Origin of the sequence: Neisseria sp. HMSC073G10 (assembly GCF_001812605.1) — a bacterium.
GTDB lineage: Bacteria > Pseudomonadota > Gammaproteobacteria > Burkholderiales > Neisseriaceae > Neisseria > Neisseria subflava_A.
Window position 1 is genome coordinate 218,134 of record NZ_KV809528.1, and the last position, 12,886, is coordinate 231,019.

13 protein-coding genes, 1 tRNA gene and 1 pseudogene are annotated in these 12,886 nt (G+C 48.8%); 10 read left to right on the forward strand and 5 right to left on the reverse strand.

Annotated elements, in window-relative coordinates:
- Positions 1–37: 37 nt before the first annotated feature.
- Together HMPREF2865_RS06980 and HMPREF2865_RS06985 are read right to left on the reverse strand one after the other, a co-directional pair.
- Positions 38–1,513: a DUF389 domain-containing protein gene (locus HMPREF2865_RS06980; RefSeq protein WP_070646540.1), complete on the reverse strand. Its 1,476-nt coding sequence runs from the start codon at positions 1,511–1,513 to the stop codon at positions 38–40.
- A 271-nt stretch (positions 1,514–1,784) separates the two neighbouring features.
- Positions 1,785–2,439: pseudogene (locus tag HMPREF2865_RS06985) on the reverse strand (IS1595 family transposase).
- Between the two features lie 252 nt (positions 2,440–2,691).
- Between HMPREF2865_RS06985 and acpP the strand changes: the two are divergent.
- From acpP to HMPREF2865_RS07000, 3 genes are all read left to right on the forward strand, one after another.
- Positions 2,692–2,928: an acyl carrier protein gene (gene acpP, locus HMPREF2865_RS06990; RefSeq protein ID WP_003679644.1), complete on the forward strand. Its 237-nt coding sequence runs from the start codon at positions 2,692–2,694 to the stop codon at positions 2,926–2,928.
- A 162-nt stretch (positions 2,929–3,090) separates the two neighbouring features.
- Complete coding sequence (gene fabF / locus HMPREF2865_RS06995) at positions 3,091–4,338, forward strand: beta-ketoacyl-ACP synthase II (RefSeq protein ID WP_070646577.1); 1,248 nt, start codon at positions 3,091–3,093, stop codon at positions 4,336–4,338.
- Positions 4,339–4,519: 181 nt separating this feature from the next.
- Positions 4,520–5,212 (forward strand): hypothetical protein, encoded by a 693-nt coding sequence (locus HMPREF2865_RS07000; protein WP_070646542.1) that lies wholly within the window; start codon positions 4,520–4,522, stop codon positions 5,210–5,212.
- Positions 5,213–5,267: 55 nt separating this feature from the next.
- On the opposite strand, the gene HMPREF2865_RS07005 is transcribed toward HMPREF2865_RS07000, so the two are convergent.
- Both HMPREF2865_RS07005 and HMPREF2865_RS07010 read right to left on the reverse strand, forming a co-directional pair.
- Positions 5,268–5,597 (reverse strand): rhodanese-like domain-containing protein, encoded by a 330-nt coding sequence (locus HMPREF2865_RS07005; RefSeq protein WP_070646543.1) that lies wholly within the window; start codon positions 5,595–5,597, stop codon positions 5,268–5,270.
- Between the two features lie 50 nt (positions 5,598–5,647).
- A complete protein-coding gene (locus HMPREF2865_RS07010) occupies positions 5,648–6,304 on the reverse strand; it encodes a protein-L-isoaspartate O-methyltransferase family protein (protein ID WP_070646544.1) in 657 nt (218 codons plus the stop codon).
- A 183-nt stretch (positions 6,305–6,487) separates the two neighbouring features.
- On the opposite strand from HMPREF2865_RS07010, the gene tpiA reads away from it, so the two are divergent.
- The 5 genes from tpiA (at position 6,488) to HMPREF2865_RS07035 (ending at position 8,865) form a co-directional block, all read left to right on the forward strand.
- Positions 6,488–7,261 carry a triose-phosphate isomerase gene (gene tpiA, locus HMPREF2865_RS07015; protein ID WP_004519014.1) on the forward strand — a complete coding sequence of 258 codons (774 nt, stop codon included), beginning with the start codon at positions 6,488–6,490 and terminating at the stop codon, positions 7,259–7,261.
- Between the two features lie 7 nt (positions 7,262–7,268).
- A complete protein-coding gene (gene secG / locus HMPREF2865_RS07020) occupies positions 7,269–7,628 on the forward strand; it encodes a preprotein translocase subunit SecG (protein ID WP_004519013.1) in 360 nt (119 codons plus the stop codon).
- 15 nt (positions 7,629–7,643) lie between these two features.
- Positions 7,644–7,729: transfer RNA gene (locus tag HMPREF2865_RS07025), tRNA-Leu, on the forward strand.
- Positions 7,730–7,819: 90 nt separating this feature from the next.
- The gene (locus HMPREF2865_RS07030; protein WP_004519012.1) at positions 7,820–8,377 is read left to right on the forward strand and encodes a UbiX family flavin prenyltransferase; all 558 of its coding nucleotides are present in this window, start codon (positions 7,820–7,822) and stop codon (positions 8,375–8,377) included.
- Between the two features lie 53 nt (positions 8,378–8,430).
- Entirely contained in the window at positions 8,431–8,865 is a 435-nt protein-coding gene (locus tag HMPREF2865_RS07035) for a PNPOx family protein (RefSeq protein ID WP_070646545.1), read from the forward strand.
- Between the two features lie 53 nt (positions 8,866–8,918).
- On the opposite strand, the gene ppk2 is transcribed toward HMPREF2865_RS07035, so the two are convergent.
- On the reverse strand, positions 8,919–9,848 hold the full coding sequence (gene ppk2 / locus HMPREF2865_RS07040; protein ID WP_070583865.1) for a polyphosphate kinase 2: 930 nt from the start codon (positions 9,846–9,848) through the stop codon (positions 8,919–8,921).
- A 166-nt stretch (positions 9,849–10,014) separates the two neighbouring features.
- Here ppk2 and HMPREF2865_RS07045 point away from each other — a divergent pair, with 166 nt between their 5' ends.
- Together HMPREF2865_RS07045 and HMPREF2865_RS07050 are read left to right on the forward strand one after the other, a co-directional pair.
- Complete coding sequence (locus HMPREF2865_RS07045) at positions 10,015–11,799, forward strand: bifunctional chorismate-binding protein/class IV aminotransferase (RefSeq protein ID WP_004519009.1); 1,785 nt, start codon at positions 10,015–10,017, stop codon at positions 11,797–11,799.
- 101 nt (positions 11,800–11,900) lie between these two features.
- A complete protein-coding gene (locus HMPREF2865_RS07050) occupies positions 11,901–12,761 on the forward strand; it encodes a ParB/RepB/Spo0J family partition protein (RefSeq protein ID WP_039863743.1) in 861 nt (286 codons plus the stop codon).
- The last annotated feature ends 125 nt before the right edge of the window (positions 12,762–12,886 follow it).

Below are 12,886 nucleotides of genomic sequence, written 5' to 3' on the forward strand. Positions count from 1 at the left end.
CAATGATTTCTCGGAAATGGATAAAGCCTGAAGGCGATTATTCGTTAGACGGTTTATCTGTCTGAGACGGTTTATCTGTCTGAGACTTGTGCGTTTGCAATATGCTCACTACCTTACCCTCATAACGCTGGCGTAACCACGCCTGTATCCGCTCGTAATCTTTGGCAGGTAGTGGCTGCTCCAATTCGAGAGAGACAACGACGATATCGTCATATGTATCTGTCTTCGGTTCTGCGTTTTTTTGGCTTTCAGACTGTTCGGAAACAGGCGTTGTTTGCGCTTTATCCCAAGCCAAGCCGCGTCCGACAACGATTTTTTCCGCTTCCGGATATTGGGCTTTTAATTCCTTGAGTACCGCTGCATCGTCGATATCGGAGGCTTTGCCTGCCAGTATGGTATCGATATAGGCCTGCTGCTCTTTCAGCTCATTTTGCTGCTGAACCGGGTTGTTTCGGCTTGCCAGCAATTCTTCGATTTTGGCATCGTTCCCTCCCGCATAGACCACGTTGACCTTCGGCTCTTTCACCCCCGACGCGTTAAGGCTTTTCACCAGCAAGGCGGAAATTTTCTCGGCATTGCCCGTTCCATTGACAATCAGACCGACTTTATTTTCTCTGTGGTTCAACATCTTACGCAGCACGAAAAAACCTTCCTGTTGCTGCGCAGTGGCAATGGCGGCATTGGCTCTGGTGTTGAAGATCTCCTGACGCACCAGTCCTGATGCCATATAGCCGCTCGGAATCATCACAGCCAACACGACGGCAGTAATAATGATGCTTTGCAACCGGCGTTTGGATTCCGTTACCAACCCCCTGCGCGGCAGCTTGAGCAGCTTGGAAAACAACAAGGTCGAAAAAGCGATGAACACGCAGTTGATGGCAAAAAGATATGAAGCACCGAGAAAGTAGTGCCAGTTGCCATGTGCCAGTCCGTAGCCCGCAGTACACAGGGGCGGCATCAATGCGGTAGCAATCGCCACACCCGGTATGGCATTGCCTCCTTCTTTTCGAGTCAGCGCCACAATACCCGCACTACCGCCGAAGAAGGCAATCAACACATCCCAAAGGGTCGGCTGAGTACGCGCCAAAAGCTCGCTTTGCGCCTCTTTAAGCGGGGTTAACAGGAAATACAACGTAGCGGTAATCAAGCTGATGACGACGAATATAATAATATTGCGCACGGCTTGACGGATCAGCGCAGTATCCCCTACCGCCAAACCGTAACCCATACCGACAATCGGCCCCATCAACGGCGAAATCAACATCGCGCCGATCACTACCGCCGTGCTGTTTACATTCAGACCGATACTCGCCACGGCAATGGCAAACATCAATACCCACATATTGGTTCCGGACACCCGAGTATTGGCGCGGATGACGGCATCAATTTTATCGGGATGGGCCTGGTCATGCGCAAGATTGAACACATCTTGCAACTTGGTCATGGCACCATTGTCTTCTTTTGGCTGATTTTCTTGTTCTTCTTGGTTTTTAATGTTTTCTTGGTCTTGCATTTTCATCCTTAAATCAATCTTAACGATTGTCTCTGAATATTTAATTAACTGGAATTTCGGATACTGATAATTATGCTTTAATACTGATTTCAAATATGATTAAGCAGATACCTTGCAGAAGGTTAGCATACACATGAAAACGCTGACAACGCTGATCCTGCGTAGACCTTCACGAAACCAGCATATGCAAAAACCTTCTCTCAAATCCAATTCCTACTTTTTCAGCAGCAACCGCCATCAAAATTTTTTAAGGGGCTGTACTAGATTAGCCCTAAATTCCACACCATTTTTGCAGGATTTTAAGCTGTTGAGACGGTATGCCGAAATTAAATCGAAATTCGCATTCTTTCAAGAACAGCGGGAAAGATTTGCGATCGATTCCGTTGTATTTGCGTAAGACGCGTTTTGCCTGATTCCAAAAGTTCTCAATGCCGTTAATGTGGTTCTGACGGTCGGCAAATTCCTTGGAATGGTTGATGCGGTAATGGATAAAACCGCTCACGTCCAACTTGTCGTAGCTGCTCAGGCTATCCGTGTAAACAATGCTGTCCGGCATGATTTTCTTTTTAATGACAGGGAGTAACGTTTCAGACTTGGCATTATCCACCACAACGGTAGAGACCCGTCCGTTGCGTTTCAGAATGCCGAAGACAACCACTTTTCCTGCCGCACCGCGACCACGTCTGCCTTTACGCCGTCCGCCGAAATAGCTTTCGTCCAACTCGACAGGGCCCTCAAAAACCTCATCGGCAACCAAGGCCAGATAATGGCGGATAACCATACGAATTTTGCAGTAGAACAGAATAGCGGAGTTGGGCTGAATGCCCAAAATATCGGCAGCGGAACGGGCGGTAACTTCGAGTACAAAAAAACGAAGCAGTTCTTTCTGTACTTTTTTTCTTTAATTTGCAGTGTGTTATCTTCATATTTCGAGGGTAACATATCTGCTAATCTAGTACAGCCCCTTTTTTTAATAATGTTAATGTTAATACGTAACAAAACAAATTCCCGCTTGTAGGTTAAAATCAGGCTATGCTAATATGCACAACAACAGGTTTTTACTGAATAATCTGTGCTAAAATGCAGGATTAGATGGAAAACTCTATCCGAATTCGGTACAATACCGACGAATTATTTCCCTTAAACAACCTGCCGCAAGGCGAAAAGGAACGACTGACATGTCAAACATCGAACAACAAGTTAAAAAAATTGTTGCTGAACAACTGGGCGTAAACGAAGCCGAAGTGAAAAACGAATCTTCTTTCCAAGACGATTTGGGTGCTGACTCTCTGGACACCGTAGAACTGGTGATGGCTTTGGAAGAAGCTTTCGGCTGCGAAATCCCTGACGAAGACGCTGAAAAAATCACTACCGTACAATTGGCTATCGACTACATCAACGCCCACCAAGGCTAATCGGTCGCACCAAACATCCAGCCTCTGCTGCGCCATCGCAATAGAGGCTTTTACCTTATTATTAAACCCCTGAAATTTCAGACGGCATGAGTTTTGCCTGTTTTCACGAAGAAAAAGAGCAAGGCTGCCGCGAAAATCCCGACAACCAACAGCGAGATTATCATGAGTCAGAGAAGAGTAGTCATCACAGGTCTTGGCCAAGTATCACCGGTCGGCAACGACGTCGCCACCGCATGGAGCAATCTGCTCGCAGGCAAAAGCGGCATCGGACGGATTACCCGCTTTGACACATCCGACATCAACAGCCAAATCGCCGGCGAAGTGCGCGATTTCGACATCGGCCAATACATCAGCGCAAAAGAAGCGCGCCGCATGGACGTGTTCATCCACTACGGTATCGCCGCCGCCCTGCAAGCCATCAATGATTCAGGCTTGGACGATTTGGAAACCCTCGACAAAGACCGCGTCGGTGTCAACATCGGTTCCGGTATCGGCGGTCTGCCGAGCATTGAAGCGACCGGCAAAGCCGTTATCGAAGGCGGCGCGCGCAAAATCAATCCTTTCTTTATCCCAGGCTCGCTGATCAACCTGATTTCCGGCCATGTCACCATCCTCAAAGGCTACCGCGGCCCGAGCTACGGCATGGTTTCTGCTTGTACGACTGGCGCACACTCCATCGGCGACTCTGCACGACTGATTAAATACGGCGACGCAGACGTGATGATTGCCGGCGGTGCAGAAGGCGCGATCAGCACTTTGGGCGTTGGCGGTTTTGCTGCCATGAAAGCACTTTCCACCCGCAACGACGATCCTGCTACCGCTTCCCGTCCGTGGGACAAAGGCCGTGACGGTTTCGTTATCGGCGAAGGCGCAGGCGTGCTGGTGTTGGAAGAATTGGAACACGCGAAAAAACGCGGTGCGAAAATTTACGCCGAAATCGTCGGCTTCGGTATGAGCTCCGATGCTTACCACATTACCGCGCCTAACGAAGAAGGCCCTGCATTGGCAGTAACCCGCGCGCTGAAAGATGCCGGACTGAACCCTGAAGACGTCGATTACGTCAACGCACACGGCACCTCGACTCCTTTGGGCGATGCCAACGAAACCAAAGCCATCAAACGCGCTTTAGGCGATCATGCGCGCAAAGTCATCGTTAACTCTACCAAATCCATGACCGGACACTTGCTCGGCGCGGCCGGCGGCGTGGAAGCGTTGTATAGCGTGTTGGCGGTACACGAGCAAAAATCTCCACCGACCATCAACATCTTTGAACAAGATGTTGAAGCCGGTTGCGATTTGGACTACTGCGCCAACGAAGCACGCGATGCGAAAATCGACGTTGCCATCTCCAATTCCTTCGGCTTTGGCGGTACCAACGGCACATTGGTATTCAAACGCTTCAAAGACTGATAGAAGGTTTTAAGTAGATTAAAAGGCCGTCTGAAACTTGGTTTTCAGACGGCCTTTTTTATTTTGAAATACAAATATTCTTGATAATCTGTATCATTTATATAAAAATATCGACTCCAATCAATATTGCCCGGATTTTATCGGGTAATCAACCCAATTACATTTTTATCAGGAGTCTGCAATGAAAACTATCCGTATTCTAGCATTGGCCGCTGCACTGGCCGCCGTGCCTGCATTTGCGTCTGATTTCGGCCATGAACAGGCATTGACCATAGACGGCAAGCCTGCCCATTTGGCAGAAACTTCAGCCCGTATTTTGGCAAACGAAACCCTGACTGCGCCGCAACTGGTCGAAGATATCACTGATGGATTCGGTTCGAAAAAAATTCCAGGTTATAAATTGATGATTATGGGCCGCACTTATTCGGTGGCGGCAGAAACTAAACCGCCGAAAGAGGGTCAAACTCAGTGGCGGGACAATACGTTCATTCATCGCGGCGTAAAACTGTTTGTCGGTATTCCGGTCAAAAACGGCAAGATGGATTTGGCGTCTGCCAGATTGATTAATATCGGCGTGGTTGACGATAACGGTGGTGCTGCGCCTCATGATGAGGGTGAAAAAATCCGCCCCGTCGGCAAACAGCTGATGTCTCCCGATACCAAAGTGGAAAATGCGAAACTCAATATTGCCAAACTGACGTTGCCAAATATGAAATTGGGCGAAACCAGTGGGGGTGGCGTGAAATTGGAAGCATCGGCAATATTGGACGGTAAGCCGATACAGACTAAAATCGACAGCACGTTCTCCCGCTTCTATTCCGCCAAACCAGCCGCTACACGGCCGTTTATGGCAGATGCACGGTTTGTGAAATAATCGCAAAGGCCGTCTGAAATCCAGTTTCAGACGGCCTTTTATTGATAAAACCGATTCAATACCGCATCATTTTGTTGTCCACCTGCATTGCCCAAGCATCAATACCGCCTTGCAGGTTGTAGAGGTTTTCAAATCCGGCGTCTTCTAAATACATTGCCGTGTGCAGGCTGCGGATGCCGTGGTGGCAGTAAATGACGATGGGCAAATCGTCGTCGGGCAGCTCGTTTTGGCGCAGGGGGATGAGGTTCATCGGGATATGAATGGCGGCGGGTAGGGTGCAGATGGAGTGTTCTTCATCGGTGCGGACGTCGAGCAGATGAAATGCGCGGCCTTCGTCCTGCCATTGTTTCAATTCGGTGGGCGAGAGTTGGATGATGTCGGTCATAGGGTTGGGTAAAAGCATGAGGCCGTCTGAATTTTCAGACGGCCTGTTGTTTAAAAATCGAAATCGCCAAACGGATTGGCCGATTTGTCTTCCAAGTGTGCTACGACGGTGTCGAACAATACCTTTTCGGAAAACTCATTGCCGTTACGCGTCAGCAAAAGCGCGTGTTGTACCGGTTTGCGGCCGATGATGACCACCATACGGCCGCCGTCTTTCAGTTGCTCTTTCAGAATTTCAGGTACGCTGTCTACTGCGCCGCCCACATAAATCGCATCGAAAGGCGCGCCTTGCGATGCTTCGGTCAGGCCGTTGTTTTGCACATAATTGACGTTGGTAAAGCCCAATTCGTCCAAAACTTTTTTGGCGCGTTGCTGCTGCTCGACATCGATGTCGTCGGTCACGACGTTGCCGGCCAGTTTGGACAGCAGGGCGGTTGCATAGCCTGAGCCTGTACCGATTTCTAAGACGGTTTCGTCTTTTTTCAATTTCAAACCTTGAGCCAGGCGGGCAACGACTTTGGGTTCCAACATCTTATGACCATTGGCCAGCGGCAGCTCCATATCCGCATAGGCCAAACCTTGAAAAGCCTCGCCGACAAAATGTTCGCGCTCGATCTCCTCCAAAGCATCCAAAATGTCGAAGTCCAAGACATCCCACGGACGAATCTGCTGTTCAACCATATTGAAACGCGCTTTTTCAAAGTCCATATTTGTGCTCCGTTCAATTCTTAATTTTATCGAAGCATACATTATAAATCCTTGTCGGAGAGTGTGCCATCTTTCAGACGGCCCCGGAGGCCCGTTAATAATTGCCAAGCGCACATATATCCACTAAACTTTCACATTACACGACGCTACAGCAAGCAACAACCAACACACGGAGCAATAAAGATGTATCACCAAATCGGAATGTGGGACCAAAAATGGGTTATCGGCAACTGGAAAATGAACGGCCGACTCCAAAACAACAATGCGCTTATGCACCGCTTCCGTGTCATGCCAACCGCAGAACGCGTGTTAATCGGCCTGGCTGCTCCGACCGTTTATCTGTTGCAACTGCACAACGCCATGCAGATTGTTTTGAACAACCGCATCTTGACCTGTGCGCAAGACGTGAGCCGTTTCCCAAATAATGGCGCGTACACTGGCGAAGTGTCCGCTGAAATGCTTGCCGACATCGGTACAGATATCGTCCTCATCGGCCACTCCGAGCGCAGCCTTTATTTTGGCGAGAAAAACGAAATCCAACGCCGCAAAATGGAAAACGTCCTCAACGTCGGCCTGATTCCATTGTTGTGCGTCGGCGAAAGTTTGGAAGAACGCGAAGCCGGTAAAGAACACGAAGTCATTGCCCACCAGCTTTCCATCCTGCAAGGTTTGAACACCAAAAACATCGCCGTTGCCTACGAGCCGGTTTGGGCGATCGGTACAGGCAAAGTCGCCACCGTCGAACAAATCGCCGACATGCACGCATTTATCTACAAAGAAATCTTGTCTTTGTGCGGAAGCGATGTTAAAATCCGCGTTCTTTACGGCGGAAGTGTGAAAGCGGATAACGCGGCCGACATCTTCGCAGTACCTCATGTAGACGGCGCATTGGTTGGTGGCGCGTCATTATCATATGACTCCTTTACCGCCATCATCAACGCAGCACAAGCCTCGTAGAAAACATATGGAAGCCTTTAAAACCCTTATCTGGATTATTAATATTATTTCCGCTCTATTCGTAATCGTGTTAGTATTGCTGCAACACGGTAAAGGCGCGGATGCCGGCGCAACATTCGGTTCCGGCAGCGGTAGCGCGCAAGGCGTATTCGGTTCTGCCGGTAATGCCAACTTCCTCAGCCGCTCGACTGCCGTTGCTGCAACATTTTTCTTTGCGACTTGCATGGCGATGGTGTATATTCACACTCACTCCAGTAAGCATGGTTTAGACTTCAGCGATGTGAAGCAGACCCAGCAAGCTCCTAAGCCTGCAACGCCTGCACAAAACAATACAACTCCTGTTGCTCCGAATCCTCAGCAGCAGTAAGACAATTTAATTTATGCCGACATGGTGGAATTGGTAGACACGCTATCTTGAGGGGGTAGTGGCCATAGGCTGTGCGAGTTCAAATCTCGCTGTCGGCACCACATTAGGAAATCTAACCGCTTTTTAGCGGTTATTTTTTCGTCTTGAGAATCTGCCTTTCATTTATCTTTAGGCCAAGACAGGGAAATACAATGAAGCGTTTGGTTGTCGGCATCAGCGGTGCCAGCGGTTTTCAGTATGGCGTGAAGGCTTTGCAGCTTTTGCGTGAGCATCAGGTAGAAACGCATTTGGTGGTTTCGCAAGGGGCGGAGATGACCCGTGCTTTGGAAACGGATTACACTAAAGAAGACGTTTATGCTTTGGCGGATGTCGTGCATTCCGTCCGTAATGTCGGGGCAAGTATTGCCAGCGGATCGTTTTTGACGGATGGAATGTTGATTGCGCCGTGTTCAATGAAAACCTTGGCTTCGGTTGCTCACGGGTTTGCCGATAATTTGCTCAGCCGTGCGGCGGATGTAACATTGAAAGAGCGGCGCAGGCTGGTGTTGATGGTGCGTGAAGCGCCGTTAAACTTGGCACACATCGACAATATGCGCCGTGTAACAGAGATGGGCGGCATTGTGTTTCCTCCCGTTCCGGCTCTGTATCAGAAGCCAGAATCCATCGAAGATATGATTACACACAGTGTCTCTCATGCTTTGGACTTGTTCGGTATTTTTCAAACCGATGCGCCGCGCTGGCAGGGCTGATGTTTCAGACGGCCTGAAAATAAATTGAATACACTGAGAAAGAGGATAAAATCATGCAAGCGATTCCTACCAATATCGTTAAATTTTTGAGCAATCATCATGTCGTCAGTATTGCCGCTGCGGCAGACGGCGAAGTTTGGGCGGCTTGTTGTTTTTATGTGTTTGATGAGGCGAATGCCCGATTGATTGTGTTGACTTCTTTGAAAACGAAACATGGCGGAATGATGAGCCGTTCTGCCAAAGTAGCCGGTACCATTGCCGGTCAGCCTGACAGTATCACAAAAATCAGCGGCATTCAGTTTGCGGCGACTGCCGCTTTGATTGAGAATGAAGCGGATTTGAAAGCGGCGCAGTCTTTATTTTACAAAGCGCATCCTGCTGCTCGAGTGATGAAAAGCGATGTTTGGGCATTGAATTTGGACAGTTTGAAATTCACTGACAATAAATTGGTATTCGCACAAAAAACGTACTGGAATCGCGAGGATTAAGAAAAGGCCGTCTGAAAGATGAAATTTCAGACGGCCTTTGGTAATGTTACAAATTAATCGTGTCCGAGATCGACAGTTTTGTCTTTGTAACGTGTATCAGGAACCAAAACGATTTTCTCGTCCACTTTGCCGATGGCTTTCACGTCTTTGCCCGGATAGTCCAGCTGATGCAGGAAGTAGCGGATACAGTTCAAACGTGCACGTTTTTTGTCATCGGAACGGATGATGACCCAAGGCGCGTCGCCGGTGTGGGTGTGGAAGAACATGGCGTTTTTGGCTTCGGTGTAGTCGTCCCAGCGGTCGAGCGACTGGATATCCACAGGGGATAGTTTCCAGTGTTTCAGTGGGTCGTCACGACGGGAGATGAAGCGACGGAGTTGTTCTTCACGGGATACGGAGAACCAGAATTTGAACAGATGGATGCCGCTGGCAACAAGCATACGTTCCAATTCAGGGGTTTGACGCATGAAGAGCAGGTATTCGTTAGGTTCGCAGAAGCCCATTACGCGTTCTACGCCGGCACGGTTGTACCATGATCGGTCGAAGAATACCATTTCGCCTGCGGTCGGCAGGTTTTGGATGTAGCGTTGGAAATACCATTGGCCGCGTTCGGTAGTGGTTGGTTTCTCTAAAGCAACCACGCGCGCGCCACGCGGATTCAGGTGTTCCATGAAGCGTTTGATGGTACCGCCTTTACCGGCTGCGTCGCGGCCTTCAAACAGGCTGACGATACGCTGACCGGAATCTTTAACCCAGCTTTGTACTTTCAACAATTCGATTTGCAGCTTCTGTTTTTCTTTTTCGTAAACAGAGCGGCGCATACGTTGTTTGTATGGGTAGTTGGCAGGAAGCGGTGCGCTGCTGGAATCTTCGTCAGTGCCGCGTCCTTCGTGTTCCAAAACAGCCTTTTCGAATACTTGCAGCTGGTCTTGTTTCTCGCCCAGTTCAACATTCTCGAACGGTTCTAATTGGTGGTCTGCCATAAAGTCTCCTTATCGATTAAGTTTTAAATGATATGGTGTGGTATGGTTTGATTCTACCCTTTTATACTTCGTTCGACTACATAAAATTACATTCGAGTGCTTTTTTTGAATTTGTCTGCTAACTTATGTAAAAGCAGCGTATAATCAGCCTATTTGTACAGCAATCATGCCTTATTTCGCCCTGTTTGACGATGCCGTGAGCGGCCGAGCAAAACTCTATCAAAATCATGTAGAAAGCCATCGGTTTTATCATAACGAACTGGATTCGTTAACAAGTATTTTGCAAGCCGGCTGGAAAAAGGGTTTGCATGCAGTGTTGTTTGCAGACTACGAATTCGGATTGCCACTGATGGATATTTCATCCGCGCACAGTGGCAATTTGCGTTTGCACTGGTTTGCCGATTGTTCCGAAATCGATGCCGAAAGCTGGCTGGCCAATCATTTAGACGGCCTGGCGGCAGGCATCTCCACTCCCCGATTCTCCATATCCGAAGCCGATTATCTCGAGCATATCCGCCAAATCCACGAGGCCATCCGCCGTGGCGATACCTATCAAATCAATTACACCGCACGCCTGCACCTGCAAACTTACGGCAATCCGATTCAGCTTTACCGCCGTTTGCGCCAGCCTGTGCCGTATGCTGTTTTGTCTTGTCTGCCCGACGGGGCAGGGCAGGAAGCGTGGACTTTGTGTTTTTCTCCCGAACTTTTCCTCAAAATCGATTCAAACGGCCTGATTACAACCGAGCCGATGAAGGGCACTGCGCCGATTCTTCACGATGGGCAAGATGAACGCCGCGCCGTTGAATTGCAAAACGACCCGAAAAACCGCGCCGAAAATGTGATGATTGTCGATTTGTTGCGCAATGACCTCGGCAAAATCGCGCAAACAGGCAAAGTACGCGTGCCTGAACCGTTTAAAGTTTCCCGTTTCGGCAGTGTTTGGCAGATGACCAGTGCCATCGAAGCGCAGGCGCTGCCTGATGTTTCGGTTGCCGATATTCTCCGCGCAGCCTTCCCGTGCGGCAGTATTACTGGTGCGCCCAAACGCATGAGTATGCACATTATTGAGTCTCTTGAGTCCGAACCGCGTGGTTTGTACACAGGCAGCATTGGCTTTTTGCATCCGTGCGATACAGGTTTGGGGTTTGAAGGTGTGTTTAATGTTGTGATCCGCACCTTATCCCTGAAGCCCGTTTCAGACGGCCTTTATCAAGGTGTTTATGGCGTGGGTTCGGGGATTGTGATTGATAGCGACCCTGAAGCCGAATATCGCGAGTGCGGTTGGAAGGCGCGTTTTCTGAATGACTTGCGGCCTGATTTCGGTATTTTTGAAACCATGCGCGTGGAATACAAACAATGCCGTTTGCTCGATTTGCACTTAGGCCGTCTGAACAGATCGGCACAAGCGCTCAACCTGTCTTGGCCTCAAAATGCAATAGAGCAAATTCAACATTATATAGATGAGTTGCCAAGTGGGTTATTTAGAGTCAAAGCAGCTTTGTTTTCAGACGGCCTTTCATTGAGCCATGGGGCTGTTTCTGAATTGGATGGGCAGCAATACGTCATCCTGAGTGAACACACATTAAACCAACGCGATTATCTACGCCGTTTCAAAACCACACGCCGTGAAATTTTTGACCAAGCATGGAAAACGGCAGAAGGGCAGGGTGCATTTGACAGTCTGTTTTTCAATTCAGACGGCCTTTTGTTAGAGGGTGGAAGAAGCAATGTGTTCGTCAAATATCAAGGACAATGGCTCACGCCGTCTTTGGATTTGGATATTTTGAACGGGGTAATGCGCCAAGCGGTATTGAAGCAGTCTCAGCTATATTTAGGTGCAGATACAATCAAGGAAGCCCACATCACGCGCGCTATATTGGAAAATGCGGAAGAAATCCGTTTGAGTAACGCTTTAAGGGGCGTGTTTGCGGTTTCGCTCCGTAAATAAATGGCAATAGTCAAATCATCGTGATTCAAATTGTCGTAAAGCGGCAATATCCGATAGAATACGTCATTTCAACAATGAGGTCGTCTGAAAGGGAAAACAATATGGCAAAAGCAAAAGGTGGATTGGGACGCGGTTTGGATTCGCTGATTTCCAATGCAGTGGACAGCAGCAGTAGCGACCGCCTGACAACGGTTGCCATCGCCGATATTCAGCCCGGCCGTTATCAGGCGCGTGTGCAAATTGATGACGAAGCTTTGCAGGAGTTGGCCGATTCCATTAAAGCGCAAGGCATTATCCAGCCGGTTATCGTACGCGAAAGAGGTCTGTCTCAATATGAATTGATTGCCGGCGAACGCCGTTGGCGCGCTTCCCAGTTGGCCGGTTTGACCGAAATTCCCGTCGTTATCAAAACCATCAGCGACGAAACCGCGTTGGCCATGGGTTTGATTGAAAACCTGCAACGTGAAAACCTCAATCCGATTGAAGAAGCACAAGGTTTAAAACGCCTTGCCGACGAGTTCGGCCTGACTCACGAAACCATCGCAAAAGCCGTCGGTAAAAGCCGTAGCGCCATCTCCAACAGCCTGCGCCTGTTGAGTCTGCCTGAGCCGGTTCAGGAAATGCTTTACCAACGCCGTCTGGAAATGGGTCATGCCCGCGCGTTGCTGACCTTGCATGTGGTTGACCAATTGGAGTTGGCTCAAAAAGCAGTCAAAAACGGTTGGTCGGTGCGTGAGGTAGAGCGCCGCAGCCAGTTGGCACATCAAAAAGCCAAGCCCGAAGCAGCCAAAACCATCAGCCCGGATATCCGCCGTATTAATGATGCCCTGACCGAGAGATTGGGTGTCAATGCCGAAGTCAAAACCAGTAATCAGAAAAAAGGCAAAATCGTACTGCATTTTGATACGCCGGAAACGTTCGAATATCTGCTGAAACAGTTAGGCATTAATCAAGAGTTTTAACGGTTTGATAAACAGGCCGTCTGAAAAAAATTTTCAGACGGCCTGAGTTTTTGATAAAAGGACTGGTCGTACAGATGCTTACAATACAAATCAAAATCTTCTGTAAAATCTGTGTAGCAACATGT